General features: G+C 68.3%; 18 protein-coding genes and 1 pseudogene. 13 read left to right on the forward strand and 6 right to left on the reverse strand.

Annotated elements, in window-relative coordinates; translation table 11 throughout:
* Positions 1 to 368 precede the first annotated feature (368 nt).
* The 6 genes and pseudogenes from IO36_RS12770 to IO36_RS12795 all read left to right on the forward strand — a co-directional run bounded on the left by IO36_RS12770 (position 369) and on the right by IO36_RS12795 (position 4,523).
* Complete coding sequence (locus IO36_RS12770; protein WP_037619569.1) at positions 369 to 746, forward strand: hypothetical protein; 378 nt, start codon at positions 369 to 371, stop codon at positions 744 to 746.
* A gap of 186 nt (positions 747 to 932) precedes the next feature.
* A complete protein-coding gene (locus IO36_RS48070) occupies positions 933 to 1,967 on the forward strand; it encodes a helix-turn-helix transcriptional regulator (protein ID WP_245173240.1) in 1,035 nt (344 codons plus the stop codon).
* A 211-nt stretch (positions 1,968 to 2,178) separates the two neighbouring features.
* On the forward strand, positions 2,179 to 2,604 hold the full coding sequence (locus IO36_RS12780) for a DUF7878 domain-containing protein (RefSeq protein ID WP_245173242.1): 426 nt from the start codon (positions 2,179 to 2,181) through the stop codon (positions 2,602 to 2,604).
* Between the two features lie 264 nt (positions 2,605 to 2,868).
* Positions 2,869 to 3,447, forward strand: coding sequence for a GNAT family N-acetyltransferase (locus IO36_RS12785; protein ID WP_158997309.1), 579 nt, complete (start codon positions 2,869 to 2,871; stop codon positions 3,445 to 3,447).
* Between the two features lie 411 nt (positions 3,448 to 3,858).
* Positions 3,859 to 3,990, forward strand: a pseudogene (locus IO36_RS48075) (IS256 family transposase); the annotation flags it as partial.
* Complete coding sequence (locus IO36_RS12795; protein ID WP_209441194.1) at positions 3,987 to 4,523, forward strand: hypothetical protein; 537 nt, start codon at positions 3,987 to 3,989, stop codon at positions 4,521 to 4,523. The pseudogene IO36_RS48075 and the gene IO36_RS12795, both read left to right, overlap by 4 nt.
* On the opposite strand, the gene IO36_RS12800 is transcribed toward IO36_RS12795, so the two are convergent.
* The 3 genes from IO36_RS12800 to IO36_RS12805 form a co-directional block, all read right to left on the reverse strand.
* The gene (locus tag IO36_RS12800) at positions 4,518 to 5,066 is read right to left on the reverse strand and encodes a GIY-YIG nuclease family protein (RefSeq protein ID WP_037619575.1); all 549 of its coding nucleotides are present in this window, start codon (positions 5,064 to 5,066) and stop codon (positions 4,518 to 4,520) included. The two genes, IO36_RS12795 and IO36_RS12800, sit on opposite strands and share 6 nt — an antisense overlap.
* A 13-nt stretch (positions 5,067 to 5,079) precedes the next feature.
* Positions 5,080 to 5,427: a DUF6234 family protein gene (locus IO36_RS49330; protein WP_425535525.1), complete on the reverse strand. Its 348-nt coding sequence runs from the start codon at positions 5,425 to 5,427 to the stop codon at positions 5,080 to 5,082.
* A gap of 156 nt (positions 5,428 to 5,583) precedes the next feature.
* A complete protein-coding gene (locus IO36_RS12805; protein ID WP_063764854.1) occupies positions 5,584 to 6,057 on the reverse strand; it encodes a hypothetical protein in 474 nt (157 codons plus the stop codon).
* 299 nt (positions 6,058 to 6,356) lie between these two features.
* Here IO36_RS12805 and IO36_RS12810 point away from each other — a divergent pair, with 299 nt between their 5' ends.
* Together IO36_RS12810 and IO36_RS12815 are read left to right on the forward strand one after the other, a co-directional pair.
* Positions 6,357 to 7,187 (forward strand): SDR family oxidoreductase, encoded by an 831-nt coding sequence (locus IO36_RS12810; protein WP_037619577.1) that lies wholly within the window; start codon positions 6,357 to 6,359, stop codon positions 7,185 to 7,187.
* Between the two features lie 129 nt (positions 7,188 to 7,316).
* On the forward strand, positions 7,317 to 8,000 hold the full coding sequence (locus tag IO36_RS12815) for a M15 family metallopeptidase (protein ID WP_037619579.1): 684 nt from the start codon (positions 7,317 to 7,319) through the stop codon (positions 7,998 to 8,000).
* 198 nt (positions 8,001 to 8,198) lie between these two features.
* On the opposite strand, the gene IO36_RS12820 is transcribed toward IO36_RS12815, so the two are convergent.
* On the reverse strand, positions 8,199 to 9,602 hold the full coding sequence (locus IO36_RS12820) for a HEAT repeat domain-containing protein (protein ID WP_245173244.1): 1,404 nt from the start codon (positions 9,600 to 9,602) through the stop codon (positions 8,199 to 8,201).
* Positions 9,603 to 9,760: 158 nt separating this feature from the next.
* On the opposite strand from IO36_RS12820, the gene IO36_RS12825 reads away from it, so the two are divergent.
* Both IO36_RS12825 and IO36_RS12830 read left to right on the forward strand, forming a co-directional pair.
* Positions 9,761 to 10,684, forward strand: a complete 924-nt coding sequence (locus IO36_RS12825) for an immunity 49 family protein (protein ID WP_245173245.1) — start codon at positions 9,761 to 9,763, stop codon at positions 10,682 to 10,684.
* Positions 10,685 to 10,801: 117 nt separating this feature from the next.
* Positions 10,802 to 12,304 carry a serine/threonine-protein kinase gene (locus IO36_RS12830; RefSeq protein ID WP_245173246.1) on the forward strand — a complete coding sequence of 501 codons (1,503 nt, stop codon included), beginning with the start codon at positions 10,802 to 10,804 and terminating at the stop codon, positions 12,302 to 12,304.
* Between the two features lie 13 nt (positions 12,305 to 12,317).
* Here IO36_RS12830 and IO36_RS12835 read toward each other — a convergent pair whose 3' ends face one another.
* Entirely contained in the window at positions 12,318 to 13,037 is a 720-nt protein-coding gene (locus IO36_RS12835) for a TetR/AcrR family transcriptional regulator (RefSeq protein WP_037619586.1), read from the reverse strand.
* An 88-nt stretch (positions 13,038 to 13,125) separates the two neighbouring features.
* Between IO36_RS12835 and IO36_RS12840 the strand changes: the two genes are divergently transcribed.
* Positions 13,126 to 13,986, forward strand: coding sequence for an SDR family oxidoreductase (locus IO36_RS12840; protein WP_037619588.1), 861 nt, complete (start codon positions 13,126 to 13,128; stop codon positions 13,984 to 13,986).
* A 63-nt stretch (positions 13,987 to 14,049) separates the two neighbouring features.
* On the opposite strand, the gene IO36_RS12845 is transcribed toward IO36_RS12840, so the two are convergent.
* The gene (locus IO36_RS12845) at positions 14,050 to 15,189 is read right to left on the reverse strand and encodes a PucR family transcriptional regulator (RefSeq protein ID WP_037619590.1); all 1,140 of its coding nucleotides are present in this window, start codon (positions 15,187 to 15,189) and stop codon (positions 14,050 to 14,052) included.
* 86 nt (positions 15,190 to 15,275) lie between these two features.
* On the opposite strand from IO36_RS12845, the gene IO36_RS12850 reads away from it, so the two are divergent.
* Both IO36_RS12850 and IO36_RS12855 read left to right on the forward strand, forming a co-directional pair.
* Positions 15,276 to 16,331, forward strand: coding sequence for a ferredoxin reductase (locus IO36_RS12850; RefSeq protein ID WP_037619592.1), 1,056 nt, complete (start codon positions 15,276 to 15,278; stop codon positions 16,329 to 16,331).
* A gap of 7 nt (positions 16,332 to 16,338) precedes the next feature.
* Complete coding sequence (locus tag IO36_RS12855) at positions 16,339 to 17,457, forward strand: fatty acid desaturase family protein (RefSeq protein WP_037619594.1); 1,119 nt, start codon at positions 16,339 to 16,341, stop codon at positions 17,455 to 17,457.
* Positions 17,458 to 17,870 lie beyond the last annotated feature (413 nt).

Raw genomic sequence — 17,870 nt, forward strand, 5'->3', positions numbered from 1 at the left:
AACAGGACGGCACCTGGGCCGTCGCCTACAGCCGCCAGACCGGAGACCACTACCTCGCCAGCACCAAGGTCACCGACTACGTCGACGTCCGCTGATACGTATCGCAGCAGCGCCGCACATTGGCTCCGGCCAGAGCCAAAGCGAGGGGGTCGACAGCCAGCGCGCATCAGGTGCGAGCGGAACGCCGCCGCCACGTAGGAGCAGGAAGCTCTGCGGTCCTTGGCCGATTCTGCGGAGGCATCCTGTCAACCCCCCACTTCTGGGGGCTTCGTTCAGTTCCCCGGTCAAGGCAAGGTCCTCGATGTGCTCCAGAAGTCGGGGCGCCGCTCGGCAGCGCATCGCCGACAGCGATCAGGGGGAAAGCAATCATGAAGAGAATCAAGGGACGTCGTGTCGCCATCGTCGCGGTACTCAGTGCCGGTGCGCTGGCGCTGGCGACCGGCAGTGCGTCCGCGGCCGACGCGTTGATCCACGTAACCGAGGGCAACGGCGTCGGCGTCTACAACAGGCCGCACACCCGCTTCGGCAAGGTGGGCATCCCGGACCTGCGCCTCGGAGACGCGATCATCGCCGACTGCTGGGACCGCGGCGACAACATCGACAATCACGGAAACGTCTGGTACCACACGGTCTCCGAGCGGTACACGGCCGGCACCGGCCAGGAGTTCTTCGTGACGGGGTGGACCTACGGGGCGTACGTGGACAGCAACGAAGCCTTCCACAGTGGGGACATTCCGGAGTGCTGACGGGATGAACCCGAGTCGCCCGGTCCTGAGAAACTCAGGGCCGGGCGACCGCGGGGAAAGGCCGGGAATCGAAGCCTCCAATTCCACTCTTGTGAGGGCTGACTCATATGCGCCAAGGATCGCTGCCGGTCGGCCAATATGCGGAGACCATTTGCTCGTGGGCACACGCTGAACCACACTGCCTGCATGATTCCGGACGCGAAGCTGATCTCCCACACTTTGTTATCGGCAGCCGCGGAAGCAACGACCATCTCCGAGCTCGGCAAGGTGATCTCGGAGAACCTCGCACCGCTCATATCCCACGACGGCTTTATGCTTCGAGGAGTGGACCCGATCACGGGTGCCGCCTGTTTCCTGACCAAGGAACACGGCTACGGAGCATCCTTCTACCGCGCGCTGGAAACCGCGGAGGTCCTGGGACACGACCGGCACACCTTGACCAACCTGGTCAGCAAGGAACGCCTCGCCACCGTGCTCGGATCAGACCCACGTGCGCGACGGCACAGCCTCCAGCACTTGGAGATGATGAACGCGACCGAAGTCGGCAGCGAGCTGCGAGTCGCGCTGTGCATCAAGGGGACGCCTTGGGGATTGCTGGTGCTCCTGAGAGGAAGTGGCAGCAGACCGTTCTCGCCGGCCGATGCGCTCACCGCCGGGCGACTGTCCCCTTCCATCGCGGCGGCGCTGAAACGGTACCTTGCCGGTCGATTCCTCCGCCCCGTCCGCAGCGCTCCCCCGCCCGGCGTCGTCGTCATCGACGGGAACGACAAGATAATGGCGGTCACCCAAACCGGCCATGACTGGATGCGCAAGCTCGTTCCCGACATCGAGGCCGAAGACAAGGGAGAGACATTCGCGCATATCTGGAACATCGCCATCACCGCACGGCAACCGGGCCGCCAACCGCTGAGCCGCATACCGGGCCCGGACGGGTGGATCGTGCTGCAGGCCCAGCCACTCGACGCATCAGGCTCCGGCGGTGTAGCGGTGACCATCCAATCCGCATCCTCCGACGTCCTGTTGCCCGCCGCGGCCGTCCTGTACGGAATCACCTCGCGGGAACAGGCGGTCATCCGAAGTGCTCTCACTGGGCTGGCCGTCAAACAGATAGCCCGTAGCCTGGATCTTTCCCTGCACACCGTCAACGATCACTTCAAAGCGATCTATCGGAAAACCGGCGTCAACAGCCGTGAGGAACTTGTCGCCAGCCTGTCGCAGTGACTCTGGGAACCTTTAGCGCCGTCTATTGTGTCGGGCGGGCGGCAAAGGCCCGTGCCGTGCGCCTGCTCGAAGCCGTGGTGGCGCCGCCTGCCCAGCCATTTGACGTTCGGGCCCTTTTCAGCGCACTCTCTTGGTCGGTCCAGTGCGGTACGGCGTCGAACGGCCTCGCCCCTCACACCAAGCCGGCCTCAGAACTCATGGAGGTCGGGCGATGCAGATCGTATGCCGGAACTTTGAACTGTCCGACCTGCCCCGCCGCGGCCTCACTCCGCAGGAGGCGCCCCTGGAGGTGCTGCTCCTCGACATCGAGGCGGAACTGTCCCTCTGGGAGCAGGGGCGGAAGGTGTGGTCCGAGGCCGCGTTCCCGGTGGCCGAGCTCACGTACCACCTGGCGCTCTGGCTCCAGAGCCCGTCTGCCGGTCACGAAGCCTTCGGGCTTGATTCGATGCAGGCCGAGGAAGGAATGATCCGGATCGTCCACTCCGATGGGGGCTGGCGGATCGGTTCCACCTTGACGCCGGGCTTCTGGACCTCACCCGTAGCTTGGAAAGTGCTCGTGGCAGAGATCAGGCATTTCGACCAGACCGTGCGCGAGGGCATCGCCGCGATGGGCATCGACCCCGCCTTCATCCCATAGCACTGAGAATGTTCCGAACACCGGTCGAGGGCCGGGGAAGTCCCTCTGTGAAGCGTCGGGCCGGTGCCGACGACCAAGCTGACGGATACCTGCGGGGACAGGCTATATTCGGCCATCGCGCGATGCTGGAGCACCGCTTCAGCTGTCTTCCTCCTGGTGCGGGGCATGATGTGGAAACCACTGTTTCGCCGACCTGCTGAACCGCTTCACCCCCCAATACGCGGTAAGTGCGGTGCGGGCCGGCACGTGTTGCGGAGCGAACGGTTGCTGCTCTACACGCCGGTCATCGCCCTGGATGTCATGGCTTCTGCCGCGGCAGGATCCGACGCCGAGGCGCAGCGCTGGCTGGGGTCCAGGGATGACGAGCTTGTGCAGCACGCGGACACGCGAGAGTTGTTCTTGTCCATACGCGCGGATGACGACCTATCAGGGTTCGAGGCGCGCGACCGCTTGAAGATGATGAGAAGGCTGGAGCCGGGCTCCGATGGCTTCGTCCAGCTGACCGCCGTGCATGCGGCCGACGGCAGATATGCGGGTGCGACGATCATCAACCTGAAATCCGGCGAGATCGGTGGCTGGTTGGCCCCGGGCTACCGTCGGCAAGGACTGGGCATCGAGCTCTTCCGCGCGGCCGTCCAGCTCGGTCACCGACATCTCGACATCAAGGTCGTGCGAGCGGGCGCGGAGCCGACGAACAGTGCCTCTCGGGGAGCGCTCGCGGCAGTCGGCTTTACGGCTGCCCCAGGACCGACACGGTTCACCCTGGGCGACGGACGGGAGATCGACGCATGCTGGTACCAGCACGCGCAGGAATCAACTGCGCTCTGCCGTGGCGGGAACTGATCAACCGCAAAGAGTCCAGCCGTGTTCATCACCGGAGCAGCACCGGCTTCAGAGGCCATACCCCGACCATCGCGTAGTCCGGGCCGACCGCGACGCCGAGACAAGAATGATGACCTCCTCGCCCGAGCGAACCCTTACTGGGCACTTCAGCTTGCGCTGCCGTGTCCCTCACCTGCTGCTGCGGTCCGGGGCGCCCGCAGTCGTTCGCCGCCGTGCGTCGGCGTTGTCTCCGCGTCGGACACTCATGCCAGGAGCTAGGTAGTGAGATGTCAGGATGGTGGCGTGGTGATCCCTGGACATGAGGACGACCCTCTAGCGGTCGATGAGGAGTGGCTCGGCCTTCCTGGTTTCTGGCCGGCGCACCTGCTGTGGCTTGCCGAAGGCGAGAACGTGGATCCTGAGCCCGCGGTCTTCAAACTAGTCGAGTTCGCGCAGACTCGCTGGTGCCCGGTCAACGCACCCCACCGTGTCGCGCTGGTCCGGGCCGGCGTCTGCTTCGAACGTGGCCAGCTGGTCGAGCGGCCGGAGGGGAACGCCGCGTGAGTGACGAGCCCTTCGACGAGGAACCTGCCGAACACCACCGCTACCGCCGCTACCTGCAGGACTTGGAAGGCGTCTCGCCTGCGGAAGAAGCCGCCCTGGTGGCCACGGTGCTGCGCGACCCGGTCATGTCGATGGCGGAGGCCGCGGTCAACCGCCACTTGGAGTGCCGGGTTTCGGTACTGCTGACCGACCCGGCGTTCACTGCGTGGGGCCACAACATGGCGGCGGTCATCGGGGACCGCCCTTTCCTCACCCGCCGTCTGCGCGAGTGGACCCTGCTCAGGGCAATCGCGCTGGACGAGCCATGGACCGTCGAAGAGCTCACCACCGCATCCGACTGGTTCCAGCGCACAGCCTCGGCCGCACAGATCGTCACCTCAGCCGAGGTCCTCACACTCCTCGCTGAGCGGGGGCGAACTCGCCGCGTTCGCAACGCAGCACGTCGGCGCATCCAGCTCCGGCTGACGCCTAACGCGATGGTTCACCCTCGGTGCAGCTCAGTTGGTGAGACCAGACCGACGGACGGTCTATGAGCTGACAGCCAACTCACGTGCTCGCTCCCGGGCTTGGGACCTCAGATCCTTGAGGCGGCTGTGGAACGGGTTGTGGCGGTTCTGGTCGAGGTTCAGCGGCAGGTCGAGTTGAGCTATGAGTTCCGACTCCAGAGTCCACGGCTCGTCGTGCTCGATCCAGCACACTCGGGCGTTCGCCACCATCCACTGGCTGAGCCAGGCCTCGCCGGCCTTGCCGAAAGTCATTCGTGTACCGCTGTGGCCCACCCGACGCAGCTCTATCCCCAGCAGGCAACCGAGCGTGAGGCGAAGGGTCGATCCGGCCGCGTTGCCCCGGTAGTGATACCGCACCCGCTTGCGCAGGTTCTGCGTGCTGGTCCGGTTGGCCATGTACCGGGGAGCTATTCCGACGTAGAGCAGGCGCCCTGCATCGAGGTCGGCTGAGGGAGCCTGTTCGAAGTGCCACCCGTAAACCCCAGCTGCCGCCGGCACCGGGCTGGGACGCGTCAGGACCTCCTCCGCGGACCACAGCCGATCTGGTGCGGTGAGAGCGACATCGGCCACGGAGCCTCCAGGGTCACAACGGTGTTGATCGGAGGCTACTACGGGGCCGCGTCGCCCCTTGGAGCCGGTAAAACTCGTAGTGGACCCAACCGCCGGCCGCGCCCCGACGATGGCCACGAGGCGAGGTGCAGCACCCACCGGTTCGGCCACTGCCCTTGCAGCTGGGCGCTGATGGCACGTCGTGGCAGAACTGATCCTGGTGAGCCTGGACCTGGCCCCCACCCATGTAGATCATGAAACTCAAAACAGCCATGAAGGCTTGGGTCATCACAGTGACGACGGCGTCGACCCATGCGGCTGTCACGGCCGCCGCATCGGTGACTACTCCGACCGCGCTGGCGACGGCCAGGTAACCCCACAAGGGACGTCTTGACGGTGCTTTCCGGCTCGAGATCGAAACCGGACAGGAACCAGAGTCCGAAGATCACTGCCATCAGCACAAAGTCCAGAGACCCACGGCTTCCTCCAGGGGCCGCTGACCGGCTGTGCACTCGTTCCGATCCGTAGCTCGATGGCATCAGTCGCTGACGGTCGTCCTGTGCCCTGCTGATCCTTGGAGCGGCATGCTCGCTTCGTCGTCGCTCAACGCGGTGTAGACCGTAAGGGCGGATGCGACGACATCGACCTTCGCAGGCCCTGCGATCCGCAGCCGCACCAACGCGGGGAGATCGGCAGAGCGGTCGATGAGACCGATGGCATCGTCAGGCCACGGGTGTGGCAGCCGCGGGAGGTGGTCCACCATGATGTCGTCGATGAAGGAGCCCTGGACCGCGGTCGGGTCCCCTGTCTCGAAGTGGTGCAGATAGGTGAGCGAGATGACGATGTCTGGCTTGTGGGGCCCCTCTCTGAGGAAGACATCCACACCGACACCGTCATCTACAGCCCCGAACGAGACCCGTTCTACGAAGTAGCTCACGCATGGAGCAAGAATGCGGGCTGCTCTCAGACAGCGGTTCTTGACGGCATCCTCGGCCTCGACTGCGTCGCTCATGGCGTGAGGCTACGGCTCACTGCTGGCCACATCGATGACTGGTGGCTGACGGGGGCACGGCACCGTCCCGACTCCAGGTACCGCTCGTACAACTCGTCATAGGTGGAGCCCGCTTGGATGTCGTCGAGCGGAGGCTCTCCCTCCCAGACGGCAAGGTCGTAGGTCATGCCGAATGATCGCAGGGGTGTTCTCCCGAGTTCTCTTGGGCCGGCCGTCACCGGCTTCCAGTCGGCCTCCTCCAGCGCCTCCCTGTAGTGCTGTGGCCGATGCCAGGCCGGGACGGTCTACCGTGTCGCGTCATGAAGGTCTTGGTCATCGGCGGCAGTGGCTTCCTCGGCACCGAGTTGATCCGGCAGGCGACCACGGCCGGGCACGCGACGGTCGCGACCTACGCGAGCAGGCCCGGCACCTCTTCCCACGTCTCGTGGCACCCGCTTGACCTGCGGGATCCCGGACGGCTGGACGCCGTCATGGCCGAGGTCGGCGCGGATGTTGTCGTCAACGTATCGAGCGGCAACGCCGACTGGGCGGTGACGGCTCAAGGGCCCGTCCGGCTGGCGATGGCGGCTGCGAAGTACGGATGCCGCCTGGTCCACGTGTCCAGCGACGCGGTGTTCTCCGGCGCCCGAGTCGATTACGACGAGTCCTGCCTCCCCGATCCCGTCACCCCGTACGGGGCGGCGAAGGCGGCCGCGGAAACGGGGATCCTTCTCGCATATCCGGAGGCCGTCGTCGCCCGCACCTCGCTGATCATCGGCGATGGACGTTCCGTGCATGAGCGCGTCGTTCATGAACTGGCCGCCGGCACCCGCGAAGGTGTCCTGTTCACCGACGACGTCCGCTGCCCGGTGCACGTCGCCGATCTGGCCGCCGCCCTCCTGGAGCTGGCCTCAGACAGGGGCGCGGCCGGCATCCACCATCTCGCGGGGTCCGACGCTGTGAGCCGTCACGGGCTCGGCATCCTCATCGCCAGGCGTGACGGCCTGGACGCCTCCCGGCTACCGACCGGCCTGCGAGCCCGCAGCACACTTCCCGGCGCCCTCGACGTACGCCTCGACAGCCGAGCCACCCAGCGGAACCTAAGCACCACGCTGCGCGGCGCCCACCAGTTCATGAGAGCAACAGTCTGACCGCCGCCCAGCCCGACGACACCACCCGTCCGCACCTGCGGCCAACGGGCGCTCTCCCCTGCTCGCCGAGTACTTGGCCGACCTTGTGGCCCTTGGTCGCTCGGAGGGCACCTGCGAGATCATCACAGGATGAGCGAGATCATCTTGATGTCGGATCCACGCGTCGCGGCCGTCCCCGTGCACGAGTGCGGTGAGCCGCTGGTCGATGTCCGAAGCGGCGGTGCGCTCCTTGTGGACTCACGAAAGCAGAGCGACTCGGACGCTTTCTACTACCTGCGTGAGAGTGTGCTGGAACGTCTGCGGCAGGCGCAGGCGCACCTTCCGGCGGGCCTGAGATTCTTGGTGGTCGAGGGCTATCGTCCCCCAGTGCTGCAGCGCCGCTATTTCGAGAACTATGCGGCGAAGCTCCGAGCCGAGCGGCCAGGATGGACTGACGAGGAGATCCGGTCGGCAACGAGCCGTTTCGTGTCACCACCCGAGGTCGCGCCGCACAGCGCGGGCGCAGCGGTGGATCTCACGCTCGTGGACACGGACGGGCGCGAACTCGATATGGGCACGGCGATGAACGCCACTCCGGAGGAAAGCGCCGGCGCCAGCTACACCGACGCTGCCGGGATCAGTGAGCAGGCGCGCACCCACCGGGCCATCTTGGGGCGCGCGCTGACGGCCGCCAGCTTGGTGAACTACCCAACGGAGTGGTGGCACTGGTCATTCGGCGATCGATATTGGGCCTTGATCACACACGCAGCAGGCGCCTGTTACGGGCCGATCCGACGACACGAGCGGTTGCCCGGCCCCTCAAAGCACGGCTGAGGGGTCACGGACACCGACTCGGCAGCCGGACTTCGAGTTGCAAGGTGTGGCGGGCTCCCGCTGTCCCCCTGAGGGCCCGGCCACCCGGCGGCGCCAGCGCGGCAGCGCTCCGCATCGCACCACCACGACCAGGAGCGTGGCCCGTAGGCCTGGCCTGCAACAGCTGTCCCGGGGGCAGATGCTCACGCTGACTTGTCGTCACTCGCCGGCAGCTTTCTCCTTTTGCCATCTCCACCGCCAGAGCGCGTCGGCCCGATGGTCGTGCTCGAAACCGTCTCCGAGAGGCCCCACCCGCTCGATCGCCTCGGCGATACGCGGGTCGTCGCGCAGGACGAGACCGTAGGCGGCCTCCAGACGCACGATCTGGTCGTCGTCGTCGAGCAACGCCACCAGTGCGTCGGCGATGGCAGGGGAACGGTCCGGAGAGCCGGCCAGCGCCGCCGCGACGCCACCGCGCATGTCGGTGGCCGGCCCTGATGCCAGCAACAGCAGCGCCCGAGTGATCTCCGGGAGGAGGTCGGCTTCCGGCATGCCTACAGTGCAGGCCATGAACCGCACCCCAGCGTCCGGGTCACTCATCAGGGTGATCAGTGCGGCCCTGGCCGCGGGCGTACGGACACCGCCGGCCCCGGAAAGAGCGTAGGGCACCTCGCGGCGCACGCGCGGGTCGGGATGGCCGGCGTAGCGAAGGCCGATGGCCTCGTGGTCCGGATGCTCCTGCTCGGTGAAAATGTCGAGCACCTTCGCGAGAACCTCGCTGTCCGTTTCCTCGGCTGCCCAGGTGGCCAGGAGTTCGTTCTCCTTCTTCGCGTAGTAGGGGCTGGAATCGAAGAGCCCTCGCGCCCGCAGGTAGGCCAGCACGAACCGGCGGTGCGCCCGGTCCGGGTGGTGACGATGGGCCACCACGGCCGACCAGGTCTCGAAGCTGCGACGCTCGGCAAGGATCCATCTGACCGTGGACCAGCACACATGCTCATCGTCCGGCTGCTCGACAGCGCGGGCGATCAGTTCGTCGACGGGGGTCAGAACACGAAAGGCCCACTCCAGAGAGGTCAGGACGGCAGCGTGGCCGGCCCGCACGACGAGGCCGCCGACCGAGACCTGATCGACCCAGTCGTATTCACCGTCCTGAACCCGGACCGTCCGGGCCTGATTCGGCACGCCTGCCCTGCGTCGCAGTTCTTCGGCCGCGCCCGTCTCGCACCATCCTCGGGCCAGGACGAGCAACCGTTCACGGGCGGACTCCGAGAGCCGCAGCCGGGGCTCCCCGCCCAGCACCGCCGAGAAGATCGCCGGCGAACCGCCGTCGACGGCGCGCCACAATGGTGTGGTCCCGTCGGGCAGGACATGGTCGGGGTCCGCGCCGCCCTCCACCAACGCCTCGGCGACCGGCTCGTCGTACGCCGCCACCGCCGCGCACAGAACCGGCAGCCCGTTCGCGTCGACCGTGTCCGGATTCGCGCCTCCGTCCAGCAGCTCCCGCACCGACTTGGCGTCCCCGGCCTGAACCGCCGACCTGAGCCGACCGTCGAGTCCGTCCTCGTTCATATCCCCGTCCCCCGTTTTCACAAGCGTCGCCGTCCCACCGTTCGCGAAGACCAATTCATCTGAGGCCCTCCAAAGGACAGCATTCTCAAACTACTTGACTGCCCCGCAGATCACAGGGCTGGTCAGGGCCGGGTCCTCGAGCGGATTCGGAAGGGACCGGCAGCGAAGCGTTGAGGAGGGCGTTGTCAGTGGGCCCTGCGAGGATGGCAGGCATGGCGATCAAGGAAGTTACACGTCACGCAGTCGCGGAGCAGCGGATCGAGCAGGCTCTTGCCGGCATGCGGAGTCGGGCGTTCGACCGATGGCACACGATGCGGTACGGCGACCTGCCGCTGCGGCAAGGGCTGAGGGAACTCGGCGAGGCACTGGCCGACCACATCGCCGCGCGCACCGTGCCCGATCCCGCCCTGGGCGCACCCGAGTCGCGCACCGCCCTGGTCACAGCCGCGGAGTGCGCCATGGGCGTACTGAGCCTCGCGTGCTTCCCCGACGGTGACTTCTCGGTACCCCTCCCGCTCGTGACGGAGACACTCACCAGCGAGGAACTGCACTACGAGGAGGAGTGGGAGCCGGCTGCCCCCGTGACCTCGGCGCGGACGTGGACGGACGCGTTCGCGTGGTCCGTGATCAGCGGCCTGATAGGCGAGCGGGACCGCGTGATCGGTCCCCTGCTGCGCGAGGACTACGCGCCCGCCATCCGCGACGGCGTCCCGTACTCGAAGCGGAAGTCGGTGTCCGATCCGGCCGACCTCGCGGAGATGGACGCGCTGTGCGGCTACCTGACCGTCGTCCAGGGTCCTTACCCCGGCGCACTCCCCGGCCCGGTGCCGCTGGCCAAGCCGGACACCGCCGAGCGAGTGCGTAGCGCCGAGCAGCTCGACAGGGCCGGGACGCTGACGCCGGATCAGCGGTTGCTGCGCGTTCTCCTCGACGACGACCAGGTCGAGTTCGAGCAGGCCCTGCACGAAAGACTCGTGACCCACCGCGAGAGCGTCGGCGACGACCCGGGTGCCCGGACGCTGCTGCCGTTGGGAGCTGTCACGCTGGCAACCCTCGCCTGCCTCGCCCACGGCTGGCAGTTGGGCACGCGATCCGCCTATCTGCCCGAAGCGCTGTTGAACGCCCCGCAGCGGTGATCGGCCCGCGACCCTGCGATCGAGCGGGGCGGTGATCGCACTTGCCTCCCCGGTTCCGCCCGCGGCTTCCTCCTGAACTGGCCACCTCGTGTCCCCTGTTGTCCTAGTCTGACCCGCATGACACCGGGGGACATGGTCGACGGACGCTTCGAACTGATCGAACGGGTCGGCAGCGGGGGGATGGGAACGGTATGGCGAGCCATGGACACCGTGCTGCACCGTGAGGTGGCCCTCAAGGCGGTGCGGCAGGACGCGGACGCCTCGCACACCGTACGGGAACGGGTCATGCGTGAGGCAAGGGCGTTGGCCCGGCTCAGCAACCCGTACGTGGTGACGGTGCACGAAGTCATCGAGGCGGAGCCCCATCCGTGGATCGTGATGGAATTCGTGCCCGGCACCTCGCTCCAACAGCGCGTCGACGCGGGTCCGCTGAGCCCGGCAGAGACGGCCCGCATCGGCCGCCAGTTGCTTTCCGCCCTGCGCGCCGCGCACGCCGCCGGCATCCACCACCGTGACGTCAAACCCGCGAACATCCTCATCCGCCCCGACGGCAGCGCCGCCCTCACGGACTTCGGTATCGCCGCCCTCCAGGGCTCGACGGCACTGACCGCGACCGACCAGATCATCGGCACCCCGGAGTACATGGCTCCCGAACGCATCCGCGGCCGCGACGACGACCCGGCCTCCGACCTGTGGTCGCTCGGGCTGGTCATGTACGTGTGCACGGAGGGCACAAGCCCACTGCGCCGAGCGACCACGGCCGCCACTCTCGCCGCCGTCCTCGAAGAGCCGGTCCCCCCGCCCGTACGCTCCGGACTTCTGGCTCCTGTCCTACAGGCCCTCCTCGAACGGGACCAGGCGGCCCGCCCCGGCGCCGAGCAGCTGGACGCGATGCTCGCACAGGTAGAGGCCGGCACCCTGTCGAGCTGGCATCGGCCGACGATGACGGCGGCACGAATGCCGCCCTTGGTCCTCCAGGCGACCCCCACGCATGTGGACATCCCCCGGCAGGTGACTCCGACACGCCATCTCACGCCGGCGCTCCTCGCGGTGACCGCGGTCCTGGCCGTCGTCGCGGTGACCGCGTTGGTGCTGGCGTTCCAGACGCGCAAGGACAACGAACCGGCCGCAGGCCCAGCCGTTGGAACAACCACGCCTGCCCAGCTCACATCGGCCCCTCACACGCGACCGGCGAGCCCGGATCCGGTGCGCAGTCCGGACCCGACGCCAAGTACCCTCTCCTCCCCCGCACCGAGCGTGTCGCAGCAGTCCGCGGCCCCGGTGGACCGTGGCCGCTGGATCGCACAGCTGTACTCCGAACCCGTCTCCTCGGGCTCCGGCGCACGCGACCAGCGCCTCAGCCAGATCCGTGGCACCGTGCCCGAAGCGCTCTACCTGCGCAGCGACGACTACGCCTCACTGCGCCCCGGCTACTGGGTGATCTACGCGCCGGGCCCGTTCACCGACGGCCGCGCCGCGCTCTCCTTCTGCGCCGAGCGCGGACGTACCACGGCGAACGCCTGCATCGGCCGCTACCTGAGCACCGATCCCGCCGACCTCCCCCTCCAGTGCCGTCCCCCGTCGGCCAACGCGACGGGCCGCTGCACACGCGACAGCTGACGACTTCGGCCCCTCAGGGCGAACCGGACGCTGTCAGGCGGGTCAGCCACTCGCGCAGCAGGTGCTGTTCGGCGGCGCTCAGGACATCGGCGTCGTCGGGGAGGGCGGCGCGCAGTGCGCGGGCCGCCGCGGCGGGGCCGTTCTCCGTGGCGGGGACCGTCGGTTCGGTACGGGTGATGGCGGTGACCATCGCTTCGCGGAGGGCGGTCAGCAGCGCCGGATCGCGGCGGTCCGACGGGGTGGAGTGCCAGGTGGTGACCGCGCCCCGGCCGGTGGCCTGGATGATCTGGGCGGCCAGTTCCTCGTCGACCCGCAGCCATCCCCCGGCCGCCAGTCGGCGCACCCGGCCGTGGAGGATCTCCAGGCCCGCGCGGTGTGCCATGTCCGCGCCCCGGCCGGTGGCCCTGTTCATCACCGCGAACAGTTCGGGGCGGGAGATCCCGAACTCGACCACCAGGTCCCAGCCGTGGCGCAGCTCCTCCACCGCGTCCTGCGGGTCGGGGTCGAGCTGTGCGCGCTTGGTCTCCAGGAACTGCGCGTAGCCGTGCTCGGCGACGGCCTCGAGGAGCCCCTCCTTGTCGCCGAAGAGGCGGTAGATCGCGGGCGGCTGCATCCCGGCCGCGGCGGCGACCGCGCGGGTACTGACCGCTTCCGGGCCGCCGTTCTCCAGTAGCTCGACGGCCGCCTCGACGATGCGGTGACGGGGGCTGTCGGTGGTGTCGCGCGTTGCCATGAACCGATGATATCGAAGGTTTGATTCCATCGATATTCCAGTGTTACCGTCGAAGTGATTCCACTGGAAACAGCGTCGGGAGAACACCGTGATCATCGTGACCGGAGCCACCGGAAAGCTCGGCCGCCGCACCGTCGAACGCCTGCTGGAGCGCGTCCCCGCCGACCGTGTCGGTGTCAGCGTCCGTGACCCCCGCAAGGCGAAGGATCTGGCCGACCGCGGCGTCCGCGTCCGGCAGGGCAACTTCGACGACCCCGCCTCGCTCGTGCACGCCTTCGAGGGCGCCGAGCAGGTGCTTCTCGTCTCCCTCGACCGGACGGGCGAGGAGTGCGTCGCCGGCCATCGCACCGCCGTCGACGCCGCCGTGAAGGCCGGCGCCGGCCGCATCCTCTACACCAGCCAGATGGGCGCCGCCCACGACTCCCGCTTCACGGCATGCCGCGACCACGCCCGGACCGAGGACCTACTGCGTGCGACCGGCCTGCCGTGGACCGCGCTGCGCAACGGCTTCTATACGTTCAGCGCCCTGCTATTCCTTGAGCCCGCCCGCCAGACCGGCGACATCGCCCTCCCCGCCGACGGCCCCTTCGCCTGGACCGGCCACGACGACCTCGCCGAGGCCACCGCGGCGATCCTGACCGACGAGGGCCGCTTCGAAGGACCCACCCCGCCGCTGACCGGGGCGACGGCGCTCGACTTCGACGCCGTCGCCCGGATCGCGTCCCAGGCCACCGGGCGGTCCTTCACCCGCACCGTCATCCCTGACGACACCTTCCGCGAGCAGGCACTGGCGCACGGCGCCCCGGCCCCGATGTCCGACCTGCTGGTGAGCATCTTCGACGCGGCACGGAACGGCGAGTTCACCACCGTCGACCCGACGCTGGCGGAGCTGATCGGGCGAGAGCCCGCCACCTTCGGCACCCTCCTGGAGGCCGCCTGGGCCGCATAGCCCCTGAGCACCCCGGTCCGGCGTGAGCGGGCACATCGCCCTGGTGGACGGTCGACATACGCCTCAGCCGACCCGAGGACCGACCGCCAGCGTCAGTTCAAGGACCCGCTCCGGCAGTGCGAGGTCCGGGAACAGTTCCCGTAGCTGCGACATCCGGTAGCGGACGGTCTGAGGGTGGACGAACAACGCCGCCGCCACCTCGTCCCGCCGGCCCTGGTGCAGCAGCCACGCCCGCAACGTCTCCTCCAGCCGCCGCGCGGTCGCGACAGGCAAGGTCCGCAACGGTGCGAGGGCTCGGGCACGCAGATCCGCGAACGCGTCCACGTCGGCGCTCAGCACCAGCTCGGGCAGGTGGTCCTCGGTGTCGCGGATGTCGGAGGAGAGGGAGCGCGCGCGGACAGCCCGCTCGTACGAGGCGCACGCACGGGTCCACGGCCGGGCCGGGCCGACCACGGCGGTGCGGTCGGCCAGCTGCCGCAGGAGATGGGATCGGTCGGCGTCGGGGACGAGCAGTACACCGGTGGCGTCCGGAAGATCGTCCAGGACGAGGGTGCTCGGGTCGAACGCACGGTAGGCGGGGCGGGCCTGGGCGGCGGGCAGCAGGACCGCGGTCAGCGACACCGGAGCCTGCCAACCGGCCCGCTGAGCGGAGGACAGCAGCACATCCGGGTTCGCGCCGGCGAGGAGGTCGCGGGCCAGCTGCTCCAGGTGGCGCTCGTGGTCCCGGCCCCGGGCGGCCAGTTCGTCGGCGTGGCCCGCGGCGCTTGCGGCGGAGAGCTCGTCGATGTAGGCGAAGGTCAGCTCGGCGAACTTGGCGACCTCGGCGGCGGGCAGACCCGCGGGTACGGCACCCGCTGCCAGGCACCGCCAGGCCACGCGGGCACCGACACGGTAGGCGCTGAGCAGGGCGTCCATCGAACGCCCGTCGCGCACCTCGCCGCGGCCCAGCTCGTAGGCCGCGTCACCGCCGTCACCGCCCGTGGCGCTCCCGCTCGCGAGGTCCAGATAGTGCCCCAGGGCGGTGCGGACGGCTCGGCGGATGGTGGCGCCCATGTGGCCCGTGAGGGCGTTGGCGTAGGGAGGGACCTCGTCGATGATCGCCTGGACGACCTCGTCGGCGGTGGCCTTCAGCCCGGCTCGAAGTACGGTGACCGTCGTCTCGTCCAAGGCCAGTTCGCTGGCCCTCCGCATCACATGGTTCACGATTTATTCCCTGCGAACAATTCTGCCGACCAGATTTACGTCCTACGGTCAGGACTTTACGCCCTGAGGCGCAGCAAGCTGGGGCCATGACGAGTACAGCCCTCCGCAGCAGGGCGTGGAAGATGCTCGAGATGGTCACGACGCCGCTGCTGCCGTCGGACTACCTCGACCTGGTCAGCCCGCTGCGCGCGGGCGCCGACCTGCGGGGGCGCATCGAGGCCGTGCACCCCGAGACAGCGGACGCCGCGACCATCGTGATCAGACCGGGACGGGGCTGGCGCGGTCACAGAGCCGGTCAGTACGTGCGGATCGGGGTCGACGTCGACGGGGTGCGCCTGTGGCGTGCCTACTCCATCACCTCGCCGACGAACCGCCAGGACGGCCGCTTCACGATCACCGTGAAGGCGATCCCCGACGGCAAGGTCAGCAACCACCTGGTCCGCGCGGCGACACCGGGCACGCTGATCCAGCTCGACCAGGCGACCGGTGACTTCGTGCTGCCGGAGGCCAAGCCCGCCAAGGTGCTCTACCTGACGGCCGGCAGCGGTATCACGCCGGTGATGGGCATGCTGCGCGACACCGGGTTCGACGACGTCGTCATGGTCCACTGCGCGCCGCGGCCGCAGGACGTGATCTTCCGCGGTGATCTGCACGACCTGGTCGCGGACACGAAGCTGCAGCTCACCGAGGTGCACACCGACACGGACGGCATGCTCGACATCGCCCGTCTCGACGAGCTCGTGCCCGACTGGGCCGAGCGCGAGACCTGGGCCTGCGGGCCCGCGGGCCTGCTCGACGCCGCCGAAGCGCACTGGACCGAGCACGGCGTGCAGGAGCGCCTGCACACGGAACGCTTCCGCCCCGGCATCGTCGTGGCCGGCGACGGTGGCCAGGTCACGTTCAGCACCACGGGCAAGACCGTCGACGCGGACGGCGCCACGCCGTTGCTGGACGTCGGTGAAGAGGCCGGCGTGCTCATGCCCTCCGGGTGCCGCATGGGCATCTGCTTCGGCTGCGTGACGCCGCTCAAGGCGGGCGCCGTACGCGACCTGCGCACCGGTGACATCACCGAGGCGGAACCGGGCGTCCTCATCCAGACCTGCGTGTCCGCCGCCGCGGGCCCCTGCGACATCGAACGGTAGGAGCACCTTGACCGCCATCGACCCCACCGCCCACCTCACCGCGGAGCAGATCGAGGAGCTCGGCCGCGAGCTGGACGCGATCCGCGACGAGGTCATCGCCAGCCGTGGCGAGAAGGACGCCGCCTACATCCGCAAGGTCATCTCGGCGCAGCGCAAGCTCGAGATGGCCAGCAGGGGCGTACTGCTGTTCTCGTTCTTCCCGCCGGCCTGGCTGCTCGGCACCGCCGGACTGTCCGTGGCGAAGATCATGGACAACATGGAGATCGGCCACAACATCCTCCACGGCCAGTGGGACTGGATGCGGGACCCGAAGATCCACTCGACCACCTGGGAGTGGGACCACGTCTCGCCGTCCGACCAGTGGAAGCACTCGCACAACGAGCTGCACCACACGTACACCAACGTGATCGGCAAGGACAACGACCTCGGCTACGGCATCATGCGCGTCGACGAGGACCAGAAGTGGCACCCGTTCCACCTCGGCCAGCCGCTGTGGAACTTCATCAACGCCTGCTTCTTCGAGTACGGCATCGCGGCGTACGACCTGGAGCTCGGCAAGAACCTGCACAAGCGGCGCCGCAAGAACCCGGAGTTCCGCGCGCGGGCCAAGGACGTGGGCCGCAAGATCCGCAAGCAGGTGCTCAAGGACTACGTGATCCACCCGCTTCTCTCGGGCCCGTCGTTCCTCACCACGCTCGCCGCCACGTTCACCGCGAACCTGGTCCGCAACATCTGGTCCCACTCGGTGATCATGTGCGGGCACTTCCCCGAGGGCGTGCAGGTCTTCGAGCGCCGGTCGATCAAGGGCGAGACGCGCGGCCAGTGGTACCTGCGCCAGATGATGGGCTCGGCGAACATCAGCGGCAGCAAGGCCATGCACTTCATGACCGGCAACCTCTCGCACCAGATCGAGCACCACCTGTTCCCCGACCTGCCGAGCAACCGGTACGCCGAGGTCGCGGTGAAGGTGCGCGCGCTGTTCGAGAAGTACGAGCTGGAGTACGTCACCGGGCCGCTGCCCAAGCAGGTGTTCTCCGCGTGGCACAAGGTCGTCCGCCTCTCGCTGCCGAACAAGAAGCCCAAGGTCAAGCTGCCTGAGCGCGAGAAGGAACTCGTCGCGGCCTGATTTCCGGTACGGGTTCAGGGGTCTCGGCCGCAGCGACGGCACCGCCGGTTTCGGCGGAATCCGCTGCGCACGGTGAGCGGCTGAGACATCTGACCGTACGACAAGGCATCCAGGCAGCCCGATTTCCGGCTGTGCTGCCTGAACGGGCACCGGGCCGGCGACGGCGGCCCCGGCAAAGTGCTGTGCTCCGCCGACTCGCCGCCGACGGGCCGGTCGGCCCTTGGAGCGGGTCGGTGTCGGCAGACCCTAGGTCACGGGCACCCGCGCCCGGAGTCGGGCCGACCGCCGGCGATCGGCGCCTTGATCCGGGTTCGCGGAGTCCGCCCGCGAAAACACGATCGAATAGCCGACACTCATCTCTTGCACCCCGCGTTCGGCTATCCTCCGATGCATTCACAGGACCGTGCAGGGCC

Origin of the sequence: Streptomyces aureus, assembly GCF_000725495.1 — a bacterium.
GTDB classification, from domain to species: domain Bacteria; phylum Actinomycetota; class Actinomycetes; order Streptomycetales; family Streptomycetaceae; genus Streptomyces; species Streptomyces aureus_B.

Bases quoted from the DNA above. Each gene is read 5' to 3' on its own strand.
- IO36_RS12805 (WP_063764854.1), bottom strand. From the start codon at position 6,057: ATGAGCGACGCAGTCGAGGCCGAGGATGCCGTCAAGAACCGCTGTCTG.
- IO36_RS12780 (WP_245173242.1), top strand. From the start codon at position 2,179: ATGCAGATCGTATGCCGGAACTTTGAACTGTCCGACCTGCCCCGCCGC.
- IO36_RS12810 (WP_037619577.1), top strand. From the start codon at position 6,357: ATGAAGGTCTTGGTCATCGGCGGCAGTGGCTTCCTCGGCACCGAGTTG.
- IO36_RS12850 (WP_037619592.1), top strand. From the start codon at position 15,276: ATGACGAGTACAGCCCTCCGCAGCAGGGCGTGGAAGATGCTCGAGATG.
- IO36_RS12830 (WP_245173246.1), top strand. From the start codon at position 10,802: ATGACACCGGGGGACATGGTCGACGGACGCTTCGAACTGATCGAACGG.
- IO36_RS12770 (WP_037619569.1), top strand. From the start codon at position 369: ATGAAGAGAATCAAGGGACGTCGTGTCGCCATCGTCGCGGTACTCAGT.
- IO36_RS48070 (WP_245173240.1), top strand. From the start codon at position 933: ATGATTCCGGACGCGAAGCTGATCTCCCACACTTTGTTATCGGCAGCC.
- IO36_RS12825 (WP_245173245.1), top strand. From the start codon at position 9,761: ATGGCGATCAAGGAAGTTACACGTCACGCAGTCGCGGAGCAGCGGATC.
- IO36_RS12815 (WP_037619579.1), top strand. From the start codon at position 7,317: ATGAGCGAGATCATCTTGATGTCGGATCCACGCGTCGCGGCCGTCCCC.
- IO36_RS12835 (WP_037619586.1), bottom strand. From the start codon at position 13,037: ATGGCAACGCGCGACACCACCGACAGCCCCCGTCACCGCATCGTCGAG.